Source organism: Pseudofrankia coriaricola, from assembly GCF_032027725.1.
Taxonomy (GTDB): Bacteria; Actinomycetota; Actinomycetes; order Frankiales; family Frankiaceae; genus Pseudofrankia.
This window is the reverse complement of the sequence record NZ_JASNFO010000010.1, coordinates 1-21,100: the sequence shown is the minus strand read 5'-3', so window position 1 is coordinate 21,100 and position 21,100 is coordinate 1. Positions and strand designations below refer to the sequence as shown.

Below are 21,100 nucleotides of genomic sequence, written 5' to 3'. Positions count from 1 at the left end.
GTACCGGCGGGCTCGCGCGCCGGTCAGTCGACGGGTGCGGATGACTCGAGGCTCTGGTACGCGGGGGGCGCGTCGTTCTGGTCGCGCGGCCAGGCGAAGAGCACGATCGTGCGGGGGGGCATGTGGTGCAGGCCGAGCTCCTGGCAGCCGGCCCCCTTGCAGACCAGCCGGGCAGGGGTGTTGCGGTGGTCCGGTTCGAACACGACCCGGCGGCACCGCGGCTCCGCTTGGAAGACGCCCTCGACGAGGCTGCGCAGCCCGTGTTCGACGCCTCGGGCGGGCATGGCCGAGCGCATCACGACGGCGGCGTGCAGTCCCAGGTCCCACGGGTCGCTGTCGTAGAAGGTGGAGATCGTGTCGCGGGAGGCCCGGTACAGCTCCAGGTAGCCGACTGTCGTGTCCTCGTAGCTCAGCATCAGAGGCCGGGAGAAGTCGCTGTCCAGCTGCGCCCGCAGGTAGCGCCGCCAGCGGTCCGCCGGCCAGGCGGAGTTCCAGGTGTGGATGAGCAGGTCGCGGCTCATCCACTCCGACACCAGCTCGGCATCGGCTTCGGGGTCGGCGAGCCGCACCACGAACGGGGCCGGCATCACCGGCAGGGGCGGGGCGGGAACCGCGAGGACCTCGGGAGGGAGGCCTGTAACCCGTAGCCGAGGCAGCAGGTTGTCCTCGCCGGACTCGGCGGTCGCCGTATCGGCGGGCGCGGGTTGGGCGGGCATGTCTGATGTCCTCCATCGGGATCGGTACCTGGCGGTGGCCGCGGCCGGCCTCACTGGCCGGAGCCGTGACGGGAGCGGATGGTCGGTGGCCGGGCGGTGGCCGTGTCGTGGCGCCGTCCCGGCCACCTGGGCCAGGGCAGGCCGCCTGAGGGCGTGGGCGTGCGCCCCGCGCCGGTTTCCAGGCGCGCCGGGACGTGCAGGTCAGAGATGGTCAGCGGTGGTGCGGTGGGCACCGGCGATCGGCGCTGTCAGCGGCCGATCAGTACGTCTCCTGCCTGGGACGGGCCGGCACCAGCGCCGCGAAGGAGGAGAAGTCGAGCCCGGCGTTGCCGGACCGGATGTTCTCCGCGAGCAGGTCCAGGACGCGCAGCGCCGAGCGCGGCGGGGCACCGATCCGGTTGCCGTGCGCCCAGGCGAGGTCGATGTCCTTGTGCATCAGGGCGGTGGTGAAGTCGGGCCGCCAGTCGTTGGAGGCCGGGCTCTGGGGCGCGACCCCCGGTACTGGAAAGCGGGAGCGGGCGATGAAGCTGTCGCCGGTGGAGTGGCCGAGCACGTCGTGCAGCGCCTGGGGGTCCACACCGGAGCGCTGGGCCAGCTCCGCGCACTCGGCCAGCGTGAGCAGCTGGGCGCACACCAGCACCTGGTTGCAGAGCTTGACGACCTGGCCGGCGCCGACGTCGCCCGCCAGCGCGACGTAGCCGGCGTAGGCGTCGATGACCGGTCGCACGGTCTCGAACTCGTCCGCCTCGCCGCCGACCATGACCGCGAGCGTGCCCGCCTCGGCGCCCTGCGGACCGCCCGAGACCGGCGCGTCGAGATAGTGGCCGCCCCCCTTGCGGACGAGCTCGCCCAGTCGCGCCTCGGTGTCGGGGCCGACGGTCGAGTGGTCGACGATCGTGCGGCCGCGGACGACCGGCAGGCATTCGACGACGACCGAGCGGACCGCCTCGTCGTCCGGCAGGCACAGGAAGGTGATCTCCGATCGCGCCACGACGTCGGCGGCGGTCGGCAGCGGCTCGGCCCCGAGAGCGGCGAGTTCCCGCACGGGCCCGGGAGACCGGGACGCGCACGCCAGCTCATGCCCCGCGGCCAGCAGCCGCCTGGCCATGGGCCGCCCCATCGTGCCGAGCCCGATGAACCCAGTTTTCACCGCACCTCCCATATCGGTCCGAGGTGCCTTAGGTTAACCTAACCAAACCAAAGTAACCACCCTCTGGGCTGGCTACCTACCCGTCCGCCTACCCGTCCGCGCGCCTCGGTGCCGGCCCGGCTTTCGGTCACGCCTCGCCGCCGACGGCTCAGACCTCGAGCTCGACGCGCTCGCGGACGGCCGGGTCGGTCGGGTCGGCACCCGCGGCAAGCTCCGACTGGTAACGGACGAGGTCGGCCCCGTCACGGGCCTCGCTGTCCAGACCGGCCTTCCAGTAGGCGGTGGCGTGCAGGTCGTCCGCCGAGACGGCGAATTCCCCCAGCACCCATCGGCGCAGTGCCCTGACCACGCCCGCCTCCGCCGCGAGCCAGGCCTGCACCCGCCCACCCGGTCGTTCGTGCAGCCGCACCGTCTGCTCCAGCGGCGAGCCCGCGCCGGCGGGCGAACCGCCGGACACGGCGCGGACGCGGACGTTGTCGCGCGTGGGCACGAGCGCCGCGTCATCCTCATCGTCGACGGCGAGGTAGACCGACGCCTCGACATCCGGGGGCAGCGACTCGACGATGGCCGCCACGGCGGGCAGCGCGCTCGAGTCCGCGACGATCAGATGGCGGGTCACCCCCTGCGCGGCGTAGAAATCACGCCGCATCCCGACGAGGCCGAAGGCGTCGCCCGGGCAAACGCGGTCCAGCCAGGATCGGACCAGCCCGCCGGCGTGGAGCATGGTGTCGAACTCGAGGCTGCGCGCCGCCGGGTCAAAACGACGGACGGTGAACGCCCGGTACTGCGGTGCGCGGCCCGCGGACCGCCAGCGAGGCAGGCCGTACGCGTCCCATTCGACGTCGTCGGCCGTCGAGCGACCGTCCGGAGGAAGCATGGCCTTGAACGCGTCAGCGGCCATGACCTCGCGGTACGCGTCGAGACCGTCGCCGTGGACCGTGACCCTGGCGAAGCCGGGAGACAGCGCGACCACCGACTCGACCCGGACGACACAGACGATCCGCGAGGATCCGTCCCGAGTGATGCGCCGGATCTCCTGTCGGATCCCCGCCACGATGCCCCACCTCCTACCCAACCGGATAATAAGGGAAGCCTAACCTAAGTTGTCCGCCGCGCGGAAGTCCTGGTCCGCGCATCGTCGAGCCGGTCGGCGGCCCGACGGTGACGGTTGGTATACGCCGCACGAGCTGCCCACGGACGCCGGCGTGCTGGCCGCGCGGACGCGCCCGTTCGTCCGCTTGTTCCGGACGCTGTCCGTTGCCGTCAGCTGATAGCGGCGGAGAACGCCCGATAACCCTCGACGTCCGGCTTCATCGCCGCCGCGACGAGCTCCCAGAGGACTTCGTCGGTGCCTCCGCCGACGCGGGCGAGCTTCATGTCACGCCACCAGCGCGCCAACGGCGTCTCGTCGGTGAGGAACGCCGAGCCACCGAAGATATGCATGCATTCACCGATGACCTCCTCGCCAAGGCGGGCCGCTGACACCTTCATCGCCGCCGCGGTGCGGAGGTCCAGCTGCCCGCCGGCGGCGATCCCGGTCAGCGCGTACCGAAGCATGTCCACCCGCGCCTGCAGGTCCGCCACCCGCAGCCGCAACGCCTGGTGGTCGATCAGCTTCTTGCCGAACTGGGTACGCTCCTGCATTCTGGCCAGCGTGATGCCCAGCACCTGATCGCAGGATGCGGCGACCTGCCCGGCGACGGAAAGACGCTCGTGGGCCAGCCCCCAGCTCACCACTGCCAGGCCCGTCCCGGCCCGAGCGATCAGATGGTCGGCCGGCACCCAGGTGTCGATCTCCACGGCCGACGTCTCGAGCGGCCCGGCGCTCACCGTGGCGTAGGGCGGCATGATGGTGACCTTGCCGGTGGGTACCAGCACGAGGGCGACGCTGCCGTGCCGGCTCGATGGATCATGGTTCACGCTGCGGGCGACGACCAGGATGTAGTCGGCGAGTGGTGACAGCGAGACGAACTTCTTGCGGCCCTTCACCCGCAACCCGTCACCCTCGGTGCACACCTCCGTTTCGACGATCTGCAGGTCGGATCCACCGGACGACTCGGAGGCGGCCAGGCAGAGCACTGCTTCACCGCGGATCGCCTGTTCTGCCACCGACTTCAGCATCGCGGATCGGCCGAAGCGGCGCATGATCGAGATCGCCGAGTCGTGCAGGCTGACGCCGACACTGACCCCTGCCGATCCCAGCCGGCCGAGTGTGTAGGACAACTCGTTGAGCTTGGCGAGGTCGGGAGTGGTGCGATCACCCCATTTCTCGGCGAAGACCCCGGCGGCCCCCATCCGTCGCAGCAACAGGCGCGGGAACCGCCGGGTGGCCTCCGCCTCGGCCACCCACTCTCGCACCTGGTCGTCGAATACGGACTTCAGCAGGTCCCGGTAGCCTTCGACCGACGCGTCAACCGTCATTCCAACATCCCGACTCGAGTAGTTTCCTGGTCTCCAGGCGGCGCAGCTTGCCGGAGGTGGTCAGCGGCAGCGCACTGGGTCTCACGAACACCACGTCGGCCGGGACGACACCGCACTCGGAGGCCACCGCGGCGATCACCTCGCGGCGGGCGGACTCGGGGTCGCCGCCGCGGAACTCGGCTACGATCACCAACCCGGGGCGGGCTGACGCCCCGTCAAGCGCCACCGCCACCACACGGCCGCCGCGGACACCGCGCACACTCGCCACGCACCGCTCGATCTCCACGGGAAACAGGTTGCGACCAGCGACGACGACGATTTCCTTGGCCCGGCCACAGATCACCGGACGGTCGCCGACGAGGTAGCCAAGGTCGCCGGTGGGAAACCATTCACCGTCGCCGAGCGGCGCGTGCCCCAGATAGCCCGTCATCATCGACGTGCCGCGGATCTCGACGTGTCCTACATCCCGATTGTCGATCCGGGGGATGTCGACACCATTCGCCTCGACGATGCGGACCTGCATCCCGCCCAGCGGCCCGCCGAGTATCGCGTATCGACGGCGGACGGGGTGACCACCATCCTCGGGTGAGGTGACGGTCACCTCGTCGTACTGCGCGCCCTCGCCGGGCGCGGGCATGGTGACCGCGCATGTCGATTCGGCCATGCCGTAGGCCGGCGCGGCCGCGTCGCGGTCGAGCCCGAACTTGGCCGCCACGTCGAGGAAGGCGTCGAACGCGTCCGCGTCAATCGGTTCGCCACCGCTGATCACGTATCGCAGGTGCGACAGGTCGGCGTTCTCGACCCGGCGCCCGTACCTACCCACGATGTCGTAGGCGAAGTTGGGCGCCGCGGTGATGGTGGCCCGGGACTCGGTGAGCCACTGCAGCCACTTGAAAGGTGCCGTCACGAAGGCGGAACTGGGCGCGATCCACAGTGGAGTACCGGTGGCCATGGCGACGATCACGACGATCAGCCCCATGTCGTGGTACATGGGCAGCCAGCTCAGTTCGACGTCGTGGGTGGGACGCAGTTCGAGACGCGCGACCAGCTCCGCGATGTTGCTGCGGACGGCCGCGGCCGACATGACCGCCGTCTTGGGTTCGCCGGTCGAGCCGGCGGTGCCCTGCAGCACGGCCGCGGCGTCGGGACCGACGTGACGCCCGACGAAGCCAGTGATGTCGGCGTCTCGCCCGTACTGTTCGACCCGCGCGATCCGCAGCCGCCCGTCGACCTTCGACAGCGGCGTGAGCTGCTTGCCGGAACCGAGCACGGTGCCCACACCGATGCCGACGAACCGTGCGTAGGTGCTTTGGGCCCAACGCTGCTCGTCGGCGCCCCGGATCGGACCGGGGAGAATGGACACCGCGACCCCGGCCAACCAGGCGCCCTGAATGGCCGCGATCAGATCCACGGTCGGGGCCCCAATCAGGCCGACGGCGCTCGGTTCGCGGCCTTCGCTCTCGGTGAGGATCTGCGTGGCGATCTGTTCGGCGCGGGCATGGACCTCTCGCCACGGGCGGGTTTCCCATGCGCCGGACGCCGCGTCGAGCACCGACAGCGTCCCGTCTCCGGCGCGCATCGCTCGGCTGACCGTCGTGGCCAGATCACTCGACCTGGCGATCTCGTCCAGATTGCCGTTCGCCTGCGCCACGCTCGCCTGCGCCACGCTTAGACTCGCTTCGCGAGGACGGCGTCCTCCAGGTCGGCCACCGTCTCGCAGTTCAGCATCTCCTCCTCGGACAACACCACGCCGAACGTGTCCTCGATCGCTACCATCCCCACGGCGAAGGCGACCGAGTCGAGGCCGACCTCGTCGATAAGGTGCGACTCCCGGGTGATGCGCGAGGTGTCCACCTGCAGGTCGATCCGCAGGATCTGCTCCATCTCCGGACTCAACGCATCGGACATTCCGGCTCCTTGTCGTTCGTTGCGAAATTGCCGTTCATCGAGTCTGGTATTCGCTGGCCCGTGTGCTGACTGCCGCAGGTGGGTGTCCGGCTGTTTCCAGAACGTCGCGCAGGGACGCGTCTCCCAGAAACCGAGACACCGGAATCCCCCCGGATAGCTGACCCAGATCTCTCTGGCGAGGCGGCCGGCGGCACGGGCCGTGCCGGCGAGCTCTAGCGTTACGAAGGTGAGGCTAACCTAACTTTCTCGCGAAGGCTAGCCCGAGCCCCCGTATTTGCGCGTAACCTCGCCCCTTCCGACCATGATCGGAAATCCGGCTCACACGGCCCGGCCTGCGCCGATGCGCGACCAGGAGATTTCGGTCATGATGGGAAGCTCAGGCTGGCCGCAGCGTTGCGTCCGCCGGCCGAAAACACGTGTCGCGTCGTTTCACCCCGCTGCCGCAAGCCGCCATCCCCGTGCACGGTCTCGCTGTCGACAGAACTGTGCGTAGCGCCCTTCGCGCCTGATGAGCTCGGTGTGGGTGCCACGGTCGACAATCTGGCCATCCTCGACCACCAGGATCTGGTCGGCGTGCGCGACGGTGGACAGTTTGTGCGCGACGACCACCACGGTCTTGCCCTCGATGAGTTCTCGAATCCCACGGACCACGACTGCCTCGTTGTACGGGTCCAGCGCACTGGTCGCCTCGTCGAGCAGCACGATCGGGGCGTTCTTGAGCAGCGCCCGCGCGATCGAGATCCGTTGCCGTTCGCCACCCGAAACGTTCGCCCCGCGCTCACCGACCACGGTCGACCAGCCGTCGGGCAGCCGCTCGACGATCTCGTCTACCGCGGCGATCCGGGCGGCCTCGCGGACCTCGGCGTCGGTGGCGTCCGGCCGGCCGATCCGGATGTTGTCCTCGATCGTCTGGTTGAACAGGTAGACGTCCTGGAACACCGGCGAGATCTGCGCCATGAGGGTCTCCAACGACATCTCGCGCACATCCTGACCGCCGATCCGGATGACCCCGGTGTCGACGTCGTAGAACCGGGCGGCCAGGCGGAGCATCGTCGTCTTGCCCGAGCCACTGGGCCCCACGATGGCTGTCGTCGTGCCGGCCGGAACGACGAAGGACTGGTCGCGGGCCACCCGGGTACCCGGCTCGTAGCCGAACCCGACGTTGTCGAAGGTGATCGAGTTGTCCGCGGGTCGCGCGTCGATCTCCGGGTCGCGGAGCTCCTCGGCTTCCAGCAGATCGTGCACTCGATCCACCGCGGCGGAGGCGGCCCGGACGGCGGTCCCGACGTGGGCGAGCTGGGTCAGCGGATCGATGAAACGCGCGGTCACCACGATGAGCGCGATCGCCGACGCCGCGGAGACATCGCCCGCCGTGGCCCAGGAGACCACCAGGTAGACCAGGATGAGGAAGACCAGCTGCACGACCAGCGTGAAGGCCACAAGGCCCGGCACGGCCGCCGCGGTCAGCGCCTTCGAAGCGCGTCGCTGCTTGACCAGGGCGATGTCCAGAGCGCGGGTGCCGCTGCCGACCGCGCCGAACGCGCGAAGCGCCGACTGGGCGACGGCGAACTCCAGCACACGTGCGTTGGCCTCGGCCGCGGCGCGATGCATCCGGTCGTCCGCGCCGCGGTAGGAGCGCCCGGCGAGGGCGTTGACCACGGCCATCACCGGCAGCCCGAGGAGCATGGCCGCACCGAGGCGCCAGTCGACGAACAGCAGTCCAACCGCGATGCCCAGGGGGACCGCGATGCTGGTGATCAGAACGGCGAGCAGGTGGGCGAAGATGCCGAGGACCTCGCGGACCTCGCCCACCACGACCCGCGCGACGGCGGCGGAGTCGCGACCGGTGAACCAGCCCAGCGGAAGCGTGCTCAGGTGGTCGCCGAGGCGGGTGGAGACACCGCGCAGCATGCCGACACCGATGCGCAGGCCCTGCATGAACTGCAGGTAGGCACCGATCGCGGCGATGGCGACCGCGCCCGCCATCACCGCCAGCCAGATCGACGCCGTGCCCCAATCGCGGTCCAGGAACCCCTCGAGCAGCGGGACCAGCACCACGTACGCCGCGGCCTGGGCGACGCTGTAGACGCCGAGCGCGCTCAGATACGCCGGCAACGGCCGGCGGGCGTCAGCAGGCACCAGGGCCATGGCCTTGCGGATCATCTCAGACCAGCTCCTCGTGCGTGCCCCGCTCGGCGAGGAGCGCCATCGCCTCCTCGTTCGCCTGCCACAGCCGCTGGTACAGCCCGCCGGACTGTCGCAATGTCGTGTGGTCACCGCGTTCGACGATCCGCCCGTCGGACAGGACCAGGATCTGGTCGACCTCGGTGATGGTGTGCAGCCGATGGGCGATCACCAGCACCGTGCGGTCGGCGATCAGCGAGGCGAGGGCATCCTGGACGGCCGCCTCGGCCTCCGGGTCGGCGTAGGCAGTGGCCTCGTCCAGTACCAGCACCCGGCTGTCGGCGAGCAGCGTGCGGGCGACCGACAGACGTTGTGCCTCGCCACCGGAGAGGATCGCGTCCACCCCGATCTCCGAGTCGTACCCTCGGGGGAGCGCCACGATGCGGTCGTGGATCTGTGCGGTGCGGGCCGCGTCCTCGAGCTCGGCCGGTGTGGCAGCAGGCCGTGCCAGTCGAAGGTTGTCGGCCACCGTACCGCGGATGAGGTGCACCTCCTGCAGGACGAACCCGACAGTGCGGTAGAGCTCCTCCAGGGGCAGCTCCCGGACGTCGCGCCCGTCGATCAGGATCGCGCCGTCGGTCACGTCGTAGAACCGGGCGAGCAGGCGCGCCAAGGTGGACTTGCCCGACCCGCTCGGGCCGACCAGGGCGGTCACGGTACCCGGGGCGAGCTCGACGTTCACATCGCGCAGCACCGGCTGGCCCTTCCGGTATCCGAAACCGACGTCGCGGAACTGGACATGCCCCGGACCGGGTGCCACCGCTTCGCGCCCATCCTCGTCACGCTCCACCGGCGTGGCGAGTTCGGGCAGGCGCTGCAGCTCGCGTAGGCGGGTCGCCGCGGAGGCCCCTTCACGTAGCGCCTGGGCGCCATACGCCAACCCGAGCAGGCTCGCGCCGAGCCCGACGCCGACGAGCAGGAACGGAACCAGATCCATCGGCTCGACCCAGCCGGCAGCGGCCATCCCGACCGCCGCGGCCGTGACCACAAGGGTCAGGAACACCGGCGCCAGCAGGATGTCCGCCGAAGACTGGATGCGGGTCATCGGCAGCTTCCAGGCGCTCAGCGCATCGGCGTACCGGTCGACGGCATCCTGAAAGCCCTTGTGCGCCTTGCGGGTCTGGCCGAAGGCACGGACCACCGAGATGCCGTCGACGAACTCGACCGTGGTGACCTCCACGGCCTGTTCACCGCGGTTGAACAGGCCCAGGCGCGCGTTGTGGGCCGGACTCATCATGGCGTTCAGCGCGAACAGGTAGGCGATCACCGGGACCAGGAGAACCAGGGTCAGCTTCCAGTCGACGACGAACAGGTAGACGACGGTGACCAGGGGCGTCACCGTCGCGTTCACGTACTCGAGGCGCGCATGGGCGATGAGATAGTGCAGCGCCTCGACGTCGTCGGCCAGCAGCCGCTTGACCCGCACGGAACTGCGTTCGGTGAACCACCCCAGGGGCACCCGGGAAAGCTTGGCGGCCAACTGCCGGCGCAGCGACAGCTGGAAGCCCGCGTCGATCTGGTGCGCCCAGACCAGTCCGATCACCTGCAGTAGCCCACGAAACGCCAGGACGAGAAAGGCCGCGACCACCAGACCGGTCACCGTGCCGGTGTCCACCGGCTCCCGCGAGAGCCGCCGACACGCCTCGACGATCAGGACGAGGGGCACCACCGCGCAGACCGCCGCCACGGCGACCAGCAGTCCAGCCAGGGAGATCGAACGGCTGACCGGCGCCAGCAGCTGCTTGGCCGCCGCCTTGTCCCGTCGGGCCTGTTGCTTGAGGGCCGCCCGGTCCGGCGGCGGATTCGCGGACGGCGGCGACAGCGCCCATCCGCCGGAGGACGGCCGCACCGCCGCCGACGCAGTCCGCGGCCGCGCCCCGGCTTCGACCTCGGCGCTCAGCGAACTCCGCGCCATCACCAGCCCCCCATTTCTCGGCCAGTGCCCTGACCGTGTCACGTGCCGTCTCGCCGTGGCGGATCCCCGCGAAGCGGGGCGGTCGCGTCACGCGTCAGCCGGGCGGCCGCGAGGACGGCTCCTGGAGCAGCAGGACGGGACGGCACGCGGCCCCATCCATCGACACTCAACCCAAAATTAGCTTAACCTAACCTAACTTGCCCGCTCGCCCGCCTGCTCGGGACCGACGTTCGCCTGGTCGTCGGCGTCGCGCCGACGAGCGTCGGGGGTCTTCGCCGCCGTAGGTCTGGCATCGTGGGCTCGGCCTCGCCGAGGAACGTCGGCGAGGCCGTTCAGTCCGTCGTCGTCGCGAGGGCTCGACGCTGGTCCCGCCCGGTGCTCTCGTGTTCGGCGCGATGCTTCCTGCTGCCGCCGTCCCCGCGAACGGACCGCCCGGCAACCCCGGCGTTCGGGGCACGAGTTGGGGCAACCCCCACATCTTCCAGACGCAAGTTAGGTCAGGTTACCCTAAGCGCCATGAGCAAAGGCTTCAACGGTCTGGTCCTCAAGGCGTTCGGTGGTAGCGACTACCGGCTCACGGTGACCTCCAGCCGGCAGATCACCGACTCCTACCTCCGGCTGGGCTTCACCGGTGGCGGCCTGCTCGCCGATCACCCCATCCATCCCACGCAGTGGATCCGCCTGTGGTTCGCAGACGACACCGGGGCCCTGCAACAGCGCGGTTACACGCTGGTGGACCCGGACGCCGACAACGACACCTTCGACATCGAGTTCGCGATCCACGAGGGACCCGCGGCCCGATGGGCGCGGCAGGCCCAGCCCGGTACCGAGATCGAGGCGACCGTGATGGGCTCGAAATTCAGACTCCCTGATCCGCTCCCGTCGGAGTTCATCATCTTCGGCGACACCGCGTCGCTGCCGGCAATCAACTCACTGCTCGACGCGATCGGCGACACGCCGGCCCGAGTCTGGCTGGAGTGGCAACACGAATCCGACAAGGACATCCCGGTGCATGCGAGCGACATGGCCACCGTCACCTGGCTCGAACGGATCAACGACGGTCAACTCCTGCGCGAGGCCGCCGAACAGATCACCTGTCCGCCCGACGCTTTCGCATGGATCGGCTGCGACGGCCTGACCACACGATCGATCACGCAAACAATCCGCGGCCAGCGCGCGCTGCCGAAGCACTCCATCAAGGCGCAGGCGTACTGGAAGTAACGCGATACATGTCCCCGGATGGTGGCCGTTCCGCATCCTGGTTGGCGGCCATCTCCTCGGCGGGACCGCGTGGGTGACCTGGCTCAGCCATCCGGACGGCCGGCTCCGCCCGTCCCACCGCGCCCGCCCGCCCGCGTACAGCCGGATGGCGACCAGGCCCAGCCCGGGTCGCGCCATGACGCGTCCAGGCCCGGCGCGGGTCGCCAGACGCGTTCGCGAGGTCAGGAATCGTCGGCGGGATTCGCGGCCTGGCCTGGCCGGATGAGGCCGCATTCGTAGACGTAGACGACGGCCTGTACGCGGTCTCGCAGCCGTAGCTTGGCCAGGACGCGGGCGACGTGTGTCTTAACGGTGCCCTCGCCGATGTACAGGGCTCCCGCTATCTCCTGGTTGGACAGCCCCCGGGCGACCAGTCCGAGAACTTCCCGCTCGCGGCCGGTCAGCGTCGCCAGCTCGGGCGGAACCTGCGCGTCGGGTGGGGGGCCGGAGAGAAAACGTTCGATGAGTCGACGGGTGGTCTCCGGCCCGAGCAGCGCGTCGCCGCCGGCCACGACCCGGACCGCTTCCACCAGCCGGATCGGCGGGTCGGTCTTGAGCAGGAAACCGGCGGCTCCGGCGCGCAGCGCCGCGTACACATATTCGTCGAGCCCGTAAGTGGTGAGCATGACGATCCTGCCGCGGGCTCCGGCGCGGACCAGCCGGCGGGTCGTTTCGATGCCGTCCAGGACCGGCATCCGGATGTCCATGATGACGACGTCGGGATCGAGCGCGGCGGTCAGCGTGATGGCTTCCCGACCGTCGGCCGCCTCGCCGACGACCTCGATGTCGTCATGGCATTCCAGAATCGTGCGCAGGCCGGTACGGACGACGGCCTGGTCGTCGACGAGAAGCACCCGGGTCATCGGGCGGTGGGGAACGACGCTCGCACCGTCCAGCCCCCGGACTCGCCGCGGCCGGCCTCGAACCGCCCGCCGAAGACCGCCACCCGTTCCTTCAGCCCGGTGAGGCCGTGCCTGCCGCCCGTGCCCTGCCGGCCGTCGGCGCCGTCGTCGGAGACCTCGACCTCCAGGTCGTGCGGCCGATATCGCAGCACGACGGCCACCTGGGCTTTCCCGGCGTGCTTGAGCGCGTTGGTCAGGCTCTCCTGAACGACCCGGTACGCCGACAGCTCGACCGCGGCGGGCAGCCTGTCGGGCGGCCCCTCGGTCACGACCCGGACCGGCAGCCCGAGCGCCCGGGTGGTCGCGACCAGCCGGTCGAGGTCGGCCAGCGTGGGCTGGGGGTCCAGCGGGGCCCGCGTGTCGTCGCGGATGAGGCCGACGAGCGTCCCCATCTCCCCGATCGCCTCCTGCCCGGTGGCGCGAATCAACGCCAGTGCCGCCCGTGCCTTGGCGGGATCACGTTCGAGGACCTGCTCGACGACGCCGGCCTGGAGCACCACGATGCCCAGACCGTGGGAGATGATGTCATGGAGCTCGCGGGCGATCCGGCGGCGTTCCGCCGCGACGGCGACGGCGGCGAGCTGTTCCTGCTCCTGTTCCAGTGCGTGCGCCCGCTGTTCCAGCAGGCGGCTACGCCCGCGTAGCGCGCGTACGGTCAACCCCACGGTGAACGGCAGGGCGACCGCCACGGCGGCGAACACCATGTCCGGGTACGCGTCGCCGGAAGGCTGACGCAGGCCCATCGCGGCGGCGAAGCACACCATGACGGCACCGGCATACGGCGGATTCGTGCCGTGCACCCCGACCGAATAGGCCGCGACGAGCGCGACAAGCAGCGACCAGCCATTCTCGTAATGGCCGAAGACCACCAGGATGGCCGTCAACGGGGCCATGATCCCGGTAAATGCCAGCAGCGGCCGGCGCCGTCGCAAGGCCAGACATCCGGCCGAGATCAGCGCCAGGACCGCGATTGCCGGACGGGACGCGTCCGGCGGCCAGTCTGGTCCCTTGAGCGCGTCGAACAGGCCATTGCCGGCCACCGCGGCGGCCAGGACGACGTCCGCCGCGGGTGCCCGCACGAAACGGCGGACGGTTCGAACGACCCAGGCTCCCCGCATACCCGCACCTTAGCGAGATCGACCAGGCAGGACGTCTGCCTTGCGGCAGACCCCGCCTCCCCCGCCCGGGCACGCAAGACCCGCCTTGATACTGACGACGGCGAAGCAACCATTTCCTAGCGTGCACGGTATCGCCTGACCAACCCAGGCGGCGTGTGGCCCGCCGGAGCCGGCCAGGTTTCCGACCGGCCAGGGATTTCAACCGTCCTGAGTTTTCGACCGGCCGGGGGTTTCGGCCGGCCGGGGGTTTCGGCCGGCCGAGCGCCGGCTTCGCGATGACCGACCGGCCTGGGCCACACCCGGCCATCCGGCTGCTCCAGCCCGCCCGCACCGCGTCGAAAGGTAGTCACATCATGGAAATGTTCGCCCGCGCCGGCTCGTGGGCCACGATCGTCGGCGGCGTATTGCTCGCGATCGGCGCGTTTCTCAACCTTCTGCCGCCCGACTACGCCTCGAACGAGTTTTCCCAGGAGGTCACGACCGGTGCCTTCGCGCTGACCGCCGCGCTGCGCCTGCTCGGGATCGTGCTGCTCACCTGGGGCGTCGTCGCGCTCTACGCGCGACAGGCCGACCGACTCCGGGCCTTCGGCCTCGTCGCCGTCGCGCTGACGATGGCCGCCCTCGTCCTCAACGGCGGCATCGTGTTCGCCGATCTGTTCATCGCGCCCTCCATCGCCGAGCAGGCGCCCGCGATCCTCGACGGCAACGCAGGTGGCCGGCTCGGGCTCGGCTTCCTGCTGGCCTGGGTCAGCAACCTGGCCTTCCTACTGCTCGGGATCGCCACCCTGCGCGCGAAGGTCCTCGCTCGCTGGGCCGGCTGGGCACTGGTCGTCGTCGGCCTGTGCCCCGCGCTTCCGCTTTCCGGCACGGAGACGGTCATCGGACTCGGCCTGGCCGCCGCCGGGCTCGCCACCCTGCGGCCTCGGACCGCGCCCGTGGCGGCGGCCGTCCCCACAGCCTGACGGGCCTTGCCCGGCGACCTCCCTCGGCTGGTGAGGCGCGGCACGCATGGTCCACCGGCGCTTGCCGGTGTCCGCCCGGGGGGACGGACACCGGCAGGCGCCTCGGCGTCTAGGCCGACGCCTGGGCGCTGACCGGCTGGTCGCCGGCGGCCCGGTCGCGGGGGCGGGACGGCAGCAGCGTGAAGGCGGCCAGCGCGGCGACGCCGATGAGGATGCCGGCGATGAGGAAGGCGCGGTCGTAGCCGGTGGTGACGGCGGCCGGGCTGGCCGGGTCGGCCTGGTGGCGGGTGACGGTGGCCGCGACGGTGACGAGCACCGCCAGGCCGATGCTTCCCCCGCACTGCCGGGCCGCGTTCAGCAGGCCCGAGGCCAGCCCGGCCTCCTCGCGCGCGACGCCGGTGGTGCCGGCGGCCGTGTTAGTGACCATGCACAGCCCGAGGCCCACCGAGGTGACCAGGGAGGGGCCGAGCAGGTCCGCGGCGAAGCTGCCGTCCGGGCTGACCCAGCCGAACCAGCCCATCCCGACCGCGCCCAGCGCCAGCCCGCTGACCAGCAGCGGGCGCGGACCGACCCGGGACATCAGGCGCCCGGCCACGATCGTGCCGGCGATCACGCCCAGGGCGAAGGGCACGAACGCCAGCCCCGTCCGCAGTGGGCTGTATTCGAGCACGCCCTGCAGGTACAGCGAGGCGAAGTAGAACGCGCCGAACTGGCCGCAGGCGACGAGAAAGATGACGACACAGGCCACCGACAGCGACCGGGTCCGCAGGATCCCCAACCGGACCAGCGGCGCGGCGACCCGCCGCTCGACGAGCACGAACGCCACCGCGAGCACCGCCGCGACCCCGAGCGTGCCGAGCGTCCGCGACGAGCCCCACGCGTAGGTGTCTGTGCGCACCACCCCGTAGACCAGCACCACCATCGCGGCCGTGGCCAGCACCGCGCCGGCGACGTCCAGGCGGGGCCGACGGGCCGTGCGCAGGTTGCCGATGCAGGTCGCGGCGAGCGGGATGGCGACCGCGGCGATCGGGACGTTGACGAACAGGACCCACCGCCAGTTCAGGTACTCGGTGAGCACGCCGCCCAGCAGGACGCCGACCGCGCTGCCGGCGCCCGCCACGGCGCCCCAGACCGCGAGCGCCCGGTGCCGCGCCGCCCCCTCGGCGAAGGTGGTGGTGATGACGGTGAGGCTGACCGGCAGCAGCACCGCGCCGGCCACACCCTGCGCGGCCCGCGCCGCGATCAGTTCCCCCGGGTTCTGGGCGAGCCCGCCGAGCAGTGACGTGATCCCGAACAGGCCCAGCCCGGCGACGGCCGCGCGGCGCTGGCCGGCCAGGTCGGCGAGCCGGCCGCCGAGCAGCAGCAGCCCGCCGAAGGTGAGCGTGTAGGCGTTCACCACCCATTGCAGGCCGCTCTCACTGAACCCCAGGTCGGCGCGGATGGACGGCAGCGCGACGTTCACCACCGAGATGTCGAGCACCACCATCAGCTGACAGAGGCAGACGACCGCGAGCACGAGCCCTGCCCGCGCGGGTACGGGCGCGGGCGCGGCCTCGCTGGCGCCGGGCCCGGACTCGGGCTCAACGGCGTGCTGGCTCGCCACGGCGGTGTCGGGTGGCTCCGAGATGGACATGGCGCCTCTCTTCGGCGGAGTGCGGCGGAAGAAAACCGGTCTCAGGTCTATTGGACAGCGTCCAGTTAGGCTAACCTAACCTGAAACTTGTTGATCGACAAGGGCGGGCGTTCACCCGGGCACCCGCGAGACGAAGGGGGAAACCGATGGCCGAGACGCCACCGGCCACGGCCGGGCCGCGGGCCACTGCCGCCGGGCGGGCCGACGCCGACGCCGACGCGGCCGCCGAGACCGAGGCCCCGACAGGGCCGTCGACACCGTCCGGCGGGCAGGACCCTCCGCCCGCGGCTCTGGGCACCCTGCTCGGACCGGTACGCGGGCGGCTGGTCGTCGCGGCGGTGTGCCAGGCCGCCGGCTCCGTGGCGGCGGTCGTTCCGTACGTGTGCATCGGCGAGCTGGCGAGCACCCTGCTGCGCGCCCCGGTCGACCACGGCCGGGCGTGGACGATCGTGCTCGTGGCGGTCGCCGCGTTCGTGGCGCGCTTCGCGCTGGTCGGCGCGGCCGGGGCGATCAGCCACCACGCCGACAACGACCTGACGTTCGACCTGCGCACGCGCCTGGCGCGACGGCTGGGACGGGCCCAGCTGGGCTGGTTCGACCAGCGCTCCAGCGGCGTCGTGAAGACGGCGGTGCAGGACCAGGTGTCGGCCCTGCACACGCTCGTGGCCCACGCCGCGAACGACTTCGTCGGCGCCGCCGTCACGCCGCTGGTGGTGCTCGGCTACCTGTTCTGGGCGGACTGGCGGCTCGCGCTGGTCACGCTGGTGCCGCTGGTGTTCTTCGCGTTCTCCTACGGGCGGATGACGAAGGGCTACGGCGAGCAGATGGCCACCTACGTCGCGGCGCTCGGGCGGATCAACGCCGCCGCGGTGGAGTTCGTACGCGGCATCGCCGTGGTGAAGGCCTTCGGGCAGGCGCGGCGGGCGCACGCCCGGTTCCTGCGCGAGACAGACGCGTTCGCCGACGCCTTCGAGGGCTGGACGAAGCCCATGCTGCGGCCGTTCGCGATCACGATGGCCGCGGTCTCCGGGCCGACGATGCTGCTGGTGATCCTCGGTGCCGGCATCGGGTTCACCCAGGCCGGCTGGTGCGCGCCCGCCGACGTGGTGCCCTTCGTCGTTCTGGGCATCGGGCTCGCCGGGCCGCTGCTGAACCTGGAGCACTCCGCCACGGCGCTGCAGTTTGCCCGCGGCGCCGCCACCGCCATCGCCTCCCTGTTGGCGACCCCGGTCGTCACCGAGCCGGAACGGCCGCGCGAGCCGGCGGGACACCGGGTCGAGCTGCGGGACGTGTCGTTCGGTTACGACGACCGCGTCCGCGTCCTCGACGGCGTCGACGCGGTGCTCGAGCCGGGCACGGTGACGGCGCTCGTCGGCCCGTCCGGCGCGGGCAAGTCGACGCTGGCCAGCCTGCTGCCCCGCTTCGCCGACCCGGACCGCGGCGCCGTCCTGCTGGGCGGCGTGGACGTGCGGGACGTCGGCACCGAGCGGCTGTACCGGCAGGTCGGGTTCGTGACGCAGGACGTCGGGCTGCTGCGGGTCAGCGTGCGCGACAACATCGCGCTGGCCCGGCCGGGAACGACCCGCGAACGGGTCGTCGAGGCCGCCATCGCGGCCCAGGTCCACGACGTGATCAGCGTGCTGCCCCGCGGCTACGACTCGGTGATAGGCGAGGACGCCCATCTCTCGGGCGGCGAGGCACAGCGGGTCACGATCGCCCGTGCCCTGGTGGCCGACACCCCCGTCCTCGTCCTCGACGAGGCGACCTCGTGGGCGGACCCGGAGTCGGAGGCCGCGATCCAGGACGCGCTGTCCGCCGTGGCCGCCGGGCGCACGGTGCTGGTGATCGCGCACCGCCTGGCCAGCATCACCGCCGCCGACCAGATCCTGGTCCTCGACACGGGACGGGTCGTCGAGCGCGGCCGGCACCCGGAGCTGGTCGCGGCCGGCGGCCGCTACGCCCAGCTGTGGGCGGCCCAGACGACAGGCACCACGACGACGGACACGCCGAACGACGGCGGCAGGACCGACACGGACAGGACCGACACGGACAGGACCGACACGGAGGTGGCGCGGTGATCCGGCAGCTGGGCAGGGTGCTCGGTTCCGAGCACCGCGGCGACTACCTGCGCTACCTCGCCGCCCTCGTCCTCTACAACGTGCTGCAGGGCGTGGCCTACGTGCTGCTGGTGCCGGTGCTGCGCGACCTGCTACGCGGCGACACCGGCGGCGCCGCGCGCTGGTTCGCGGTGCTCGCCTCGGTGGTGGTGGTCGGCTGGCTGGCGTCCTACGTCCAGCAGCAGCTGGGGTTCCGGCTCGGGCACCTGCTCGCGCGCACCCTGCACCACCGGCTGGGCGACCACCTGACCGACCTGCCGATCGGCTGGTTCAGCGGCAACCGCGTCGGCGCCATCGGGCAGCTGACCTGCAAGGGCATCGTCGACATCATGGGACTGCCCGCGCACATGTTCCAGCCGATCGTCTCGGCCGCGGTCACCCCGCTCACCGTCGTCGCCGGCGTCCTGATCCTCGACTGGCGGCTCGGGCTGGGCGCGCTGGCCGCCGTCCCGCTGGTGTTCGCGGTGTTCTCGTGGGCCGCGCGGCGCGCCGCCAGCGTCGACGAGCAGCTGCACGCCACCGGCGTCGAGGCCGCCGACCGCGTCGTCGAGTTCGCCCGCCTGCAGCCGGTGCTGCGCGGCGCCGGGCGGTCCGGCGACGGCTACGCCCAGCTCGACGACGCGCTGCGCGCGCAGCACGCCGCCGGTCGCCGCCAGCTCGGCCGCACCCTGCCAGCGCTTGGCGCGAACGCCCTCACCGTCCAGCTCGTGTTCACCGCGCTCATCCTGCTCGGCACGGCCCTCGCCCTACGTGACAGCGACCGGACGGCCGAGCTGGTCGCCCTGCTGGTGCTGCTGGCCCGGTTCGCCGAGCCGCTGGCCGCCGCGGCCGAGTACGGCGCCACGCTGCGCGCGGCCAGGGCAAGCCTCACCCGCATCGACGAGGTCCTGGCGACCGCTCCCCTGCCCGAGCCCGACCGCCCCACCCCGGTCGACGGGCACCGCGTCGATGTCGACGACGTCAGCTTCGGGTATGACCACGACCGCCCGGTCCTGTCCGGGATCAGCTTCACCGCCGAGGCCGGCACCACGACGGCCATCGTGGGATCGTCCGGGGCCGGCAAGACCACCCTGCTGTGGCTGCTCGCCCGCTTCCTCGACGTCGACGCCGGCGGCATCGGCGTCGGCGGCGTCGACCTGCGGGCGCTGACCGCGGAGCAGCGCGGCGCCCTGGTCGCGCCGGTCTTCCAGGACGTCTACCTCTTCGAGGGCAGCATCGCCGACAACATCCGGCTGGCCCGCCCCGACGCCACCGACGCCGAGCTGCGCGAGGCGGCCCGGCTCGCCCGCGTCGACGAGATCGTCGACCGGCTGCCGGACGGCTGGGAGACCCAGGTCGGCGAGGGCGGCGCCTCGCTGTCCGGAGGGGAGCGCCAGCGGGTCTCGATCGCCCGCGCCCTGCTCAAGGACGCCCCGATCGTGCTGCTCGACGAGGCCACCGCCGCCGTCGACCCGGAGAACGAGGCCGCGATCACCTCCGCGTTGGCCGCCCTCACGCTGGCCCGCACGGTGTTCGTCGTCGCCCACCGGCTCACCACCGTCGCCCACGCCGACCAGATCCTCGTCCTGGACGGCGGCCGCATCGCCGAGCGCGGCACCCACGCCGAGCTGCTGGCGAACGACGGCCGCTACGCCGCGTTCTGGCGGCAACGCCAGCGCGCGGCGGGTTGGCACCTCGGCACCCGTGTCGCCGCCGGAGCGGCCACCGGCGGGGACTGAGCCGTCGCCACAACCGAGCCGACGGCCGGGACCGACCGGCCCGGCGGTCGGTCTCCCCGCGGCCGGTCTCCAGCAGTCGGTGCCGACGGTCGGTCCATCGGCCGGCCCCCGCGGCCGGTCTCGGGTCCGGCCTCGGCCGGGTGTGGGAACGTGACATCTGTGGCGGAGCGCGGTCGAGGAACGGACGTCGGTACCAGGGTCAGGCTCACCCCGGACCGGGTGATCGACGCCGCGCTGGAACTGACCCGGGAGCGCGGCCTGGACGGCTGGAGCATCCGCGACCTCGCCCACGCCCTCGAGGTCTGGCCGAACACGATCGCCTACCACGTCGGCGACCGGGAGGCGATTCTGGACGCCGTCGTGGAGCGGGTCGTGGCGATGATGCCGAACCCGCCCGCCGACCTCGGCTGGCAGGACTGGTTCCGCGCGTTCCTCTACCCCAGCCGGGGCATCGTCGGCCGCTACGTCGGGGTCGCCCGCCGGCTGTGCCGGGACGGTGCCACCGTCCCGTCCGCCCTACCGATCATGGATCGGGGCATCGGTCTGCTTGCCGCCGCGGGGTTCGGCGACCGTGCGCCGCTCGCCTACGCCACGCTGCTCAACAGCGCCATCCTGCTCGTCGCCCTCGACGACGACCGCGCTCTCGCCGGGCACGGTCGTGCCGCCGCCGCGACCACTCTCCAGACCATGGCCGCGCCGCCGGGCGCCGGCGCGGGCTGGGCCACGATGCAGCCCTGGCTGCGGTCCTGGGCGCAGGATCCGGACGCCAGCCGCGCCACGCTCTACCGGTACACCATCGAATGCCTGCTCTCCGGCCTCGAGGCCGACCTGCGCGCGGGCGCGGGACAGGCGAGTGGCACGGACCCACGAGAAGGCTCGGCGGACTCCGTCATGACGGAGTCACCCGGATCGTGACGTAGGCCGCGACACCGCCCCCGGGCGAGCGCGGGAGCAGCCGGCGCCCACAGCGGCGAGCAGAGCCGCGCCCACGGCGACGAACGGGACGGGCCTGGTGGCGGGGGGGGGGGGGGGGGGGGGGGGGGGGGGGGGGGGGGCGGGCCGGCCCGAGGGGCCGCGGGCCGGGGGGGGGGGGGGG

The 21,100-nt window shown here is 71.7% G+C and carries 16 protein-coding genes; 5 read left to right on the top strand and 11 right to left on the bottom strand.

Translation table 11 applies throughout. From position 1 onward, the window contains the following. Nucleotides 1–23: 23 nt before the first annotated feature. From QOZ89_RS07500 to QOZ89_RS07465, 8 genes are all read right to left on the bottom strand, one after another. Entirely contained in the window at nt 24–716 is a 693-nt protein-coding gene (locus QOZ89_RS07500; protein WP_071051098.1) for a GNAT family N-acetyltransferase, read from the bottom strand. A gap of 259 nt (nt 717–975) precedes the next feature. Beyond that, nucleotides 976–1,866, bottom strand: coding sequence for an NAD(P)-dependent oxidoreductase (locus QOZ89_RS07495; RefSeq protein ID WP_071051097.1), 891 nt, complete (start codon nt 1,864–1,866; stop codon nt 976–978). Nucleotides 1,867–2,014: 148 nt separating this feature from the next. After that, a complete protein-coding gene (locus QOZ89_RS07490; RefSeq protein ID WP_312623376.1) occupies nt 2,015–2,920 on the bottom strand; it encodes a siderophore-interacting protein in 906 nt (301 codons plus the stop codon). Between the two features lie 209 nt (nt 2,921–3,129). After that, the gene (locus tag QOZ89_RS07485) at nt 3,130–4,287 is read right to left on the bottom strand and encodes an acyl-CoA dehydrogenase family protein (RefSeq protein WP_071051095.1); all 1,158 of its coding nucleotides are present in this window, start codon (nt 4,285–4,287) and stop codon (nt 3,130–3,132) included. Next, nucleotides 4,277–5,953 (bottom strand): long-chain-fatty acid--ACP ligase MbtM, encoded by a 1,677-nt coding sequence (gene mbtM, locus QOZ89_RS07480; RefSeq protein ID WP_312623375.1) that lies wholly within the window; start codon nt 5,951–5,953, stop codon nt 4,277–4,279. Before mbtM ends, QOZ89_RS07485 begins: the two co-directional genes overlap by 11 nt. 2 nt (nt 5,954–5,955) lie before the next feature. Then, nucleotides 5,956–6,195, bottom strand: a complete 240-nt coding sequence (locus tag QOZ89_RS07475) for an acyl carrier protein (RefSeq protein ID WP_071051094.1) — start codon at nt 6,193–6,195, stop codon at nt 5,956–5,958. A gap of 429 nt (nt 6,196–6,624) precedes the next feature. Continuing rightward, nucleotides 6,625–8,358 carry an ABC transporter ATP-binding protein gene (locus QOZ89_RS07470; protein ID WP_312623374.1) on the bottom strand — a complete coding sequence of 578 codons (1,734 nt, stop codon included), beginning with the start codon at nt 8,356–8,358 and terminating at the stop codon, nt 6,625–6,627. Nucleotide 8,359: 1 nt separating this feature from the next. Beyond that, nucleotides 8,360–10,294, bottom strand: coding sequence for an ABC transporter ATP-binding protein (locus tag QOZ89_RS07465; protein WP_083419231.1), 1,935 nt, complete (start codon nt 10,292–10,294; stop codon nt 8,360–8,362). A 579-nt stretch (nt 10,295–10,873) separates the two neighbouring features. On the opposite strand from QOZ89_RS07465, the gene QOZ89_RS07460 reads away from it, so the two are divergent. After that, the gene (locus QOZ89_RS07460) at nt 10,874–11,515 is read left to right on the top strand and encodes an SIP domain-containing protein (RefSeq protein ID WP_312623373.1); all 642 of its coding nucleotides are present in this window, start codon (nt 10,874–10,876) and stop codon (nt 11,513–11,515) included. Nucleotides 11,516–11,736: 221 nt separating this feature from the next. On the opposite strand, the gene QOZ89_RS07455 is transcribed toward QOZ89_RS07460, so the two are convergent. Continuing rightward, on the bottom strand, nt 11,737–12,417 hold the full coding sequence (locus QOZ89_RS07455) for a response regulator (protein ID WP_312623372.1): 681 nt from the start codon (nt 12,415–12,417) through the stop codon (nt 11,737–11,739). Further along, nucleotides 12,414–13,574, bottom strand: a complete 1,161-nt coding sequence (locus QOZ89_RS07450; RefSeq protein ID WP_312623371.1) for a sensor histidine kinase — start codon at nt 13,572–13,574, stop codon at nt 12,414–12,416. The genes QOZ89_RS07455 and QOZ89_RS07450 overlap by 4 nt, the downstream gene beginning before the upstream one ends. Before the next feature lie 353 nt (nt 13,575–13,927). Here QOZ89_RS07450 and QOZ89_RS07445 point away from each other — a divergent pair, with 353 nt between their 5' ends. Beyond that, nucleotides 13,928–14,536: a hypothetical protein gene (locus QOZ89_RS07445; RefSeq protein ID WP_312623370.1), complete on the top strand. Its 609-nt coding sequence runs from the start codon at nt 13,928–13,930 to the stop codon at nt 14,534–14,536. A gap of 109 nt (nt 14,537–14,645) precedes the next feature. On the opposite strand, the gene QOZ89_RS07440 is transcribed toward QOZ89_RS07445, so the two are convergent. Then, entirely contained in the window at nt 14,646–16,169 is a 1,524-nt protein-coding gene (locus tag QOZ89_RS07440) for an MFS transporter (protein ID WP_083419230.1), read from the bottom strand. Nucleotides 16,170–16,315: 146 nt separating this feature from the next. Here QOZ89_RS07440 and QOZ89_RS07435 point away from each other — a divergent pair, with 146 nt between their 5' ends. The 3 genes from QOZ89_RS07435 to QOZ89_RS07425 all read left to right on the top strand — a co-directional run bounded on the left by QOZ89_RS07435 (nt 16,316) and on the right by QOZ89_RS07425 (nt 20,919). Beyond that, on the top strand, nt 16,316–18,247 hold the full coding sequence (locus QOZ89_RS07435; RefSeq protein ID WP_312623368.1) for an ABC transporter ATP-binding protein: 1,932 nt from the start codon (nt 16,316–16,318) through the stop codon (nt 18,245–18,247). Then, nucleotides 18,244–20,004, top strand: coding sequence for an ABC transporter ATP-binding protein (locus QOZ89_RS07430; protein WP_071051088.1), 1,761 nt, complete (start codon nt 18,244–18,246; stop codon nt 20,002–20,004). Before QOZ89_RS07435 ends, QOZ89_RS07430 begins: the two co-directional genes overlap by 4 nt. Before the next feature lie 159 nt (nt 20,005–20,163). Continuing rightward, nucleotides 20,164–20,919: a TetR family transcriptional regulator gene (locus QOZ89_RS07425; RefSeq protein ID WP_083419228.1), complete on the top strand. Its 756-nt coding sequence runs from the start codon at nt 20,164–20,166 to the stop codon at nt 20,917–20,919. Nucleotides 20,920–21,100: the final 181 nt, after the last annotated feature.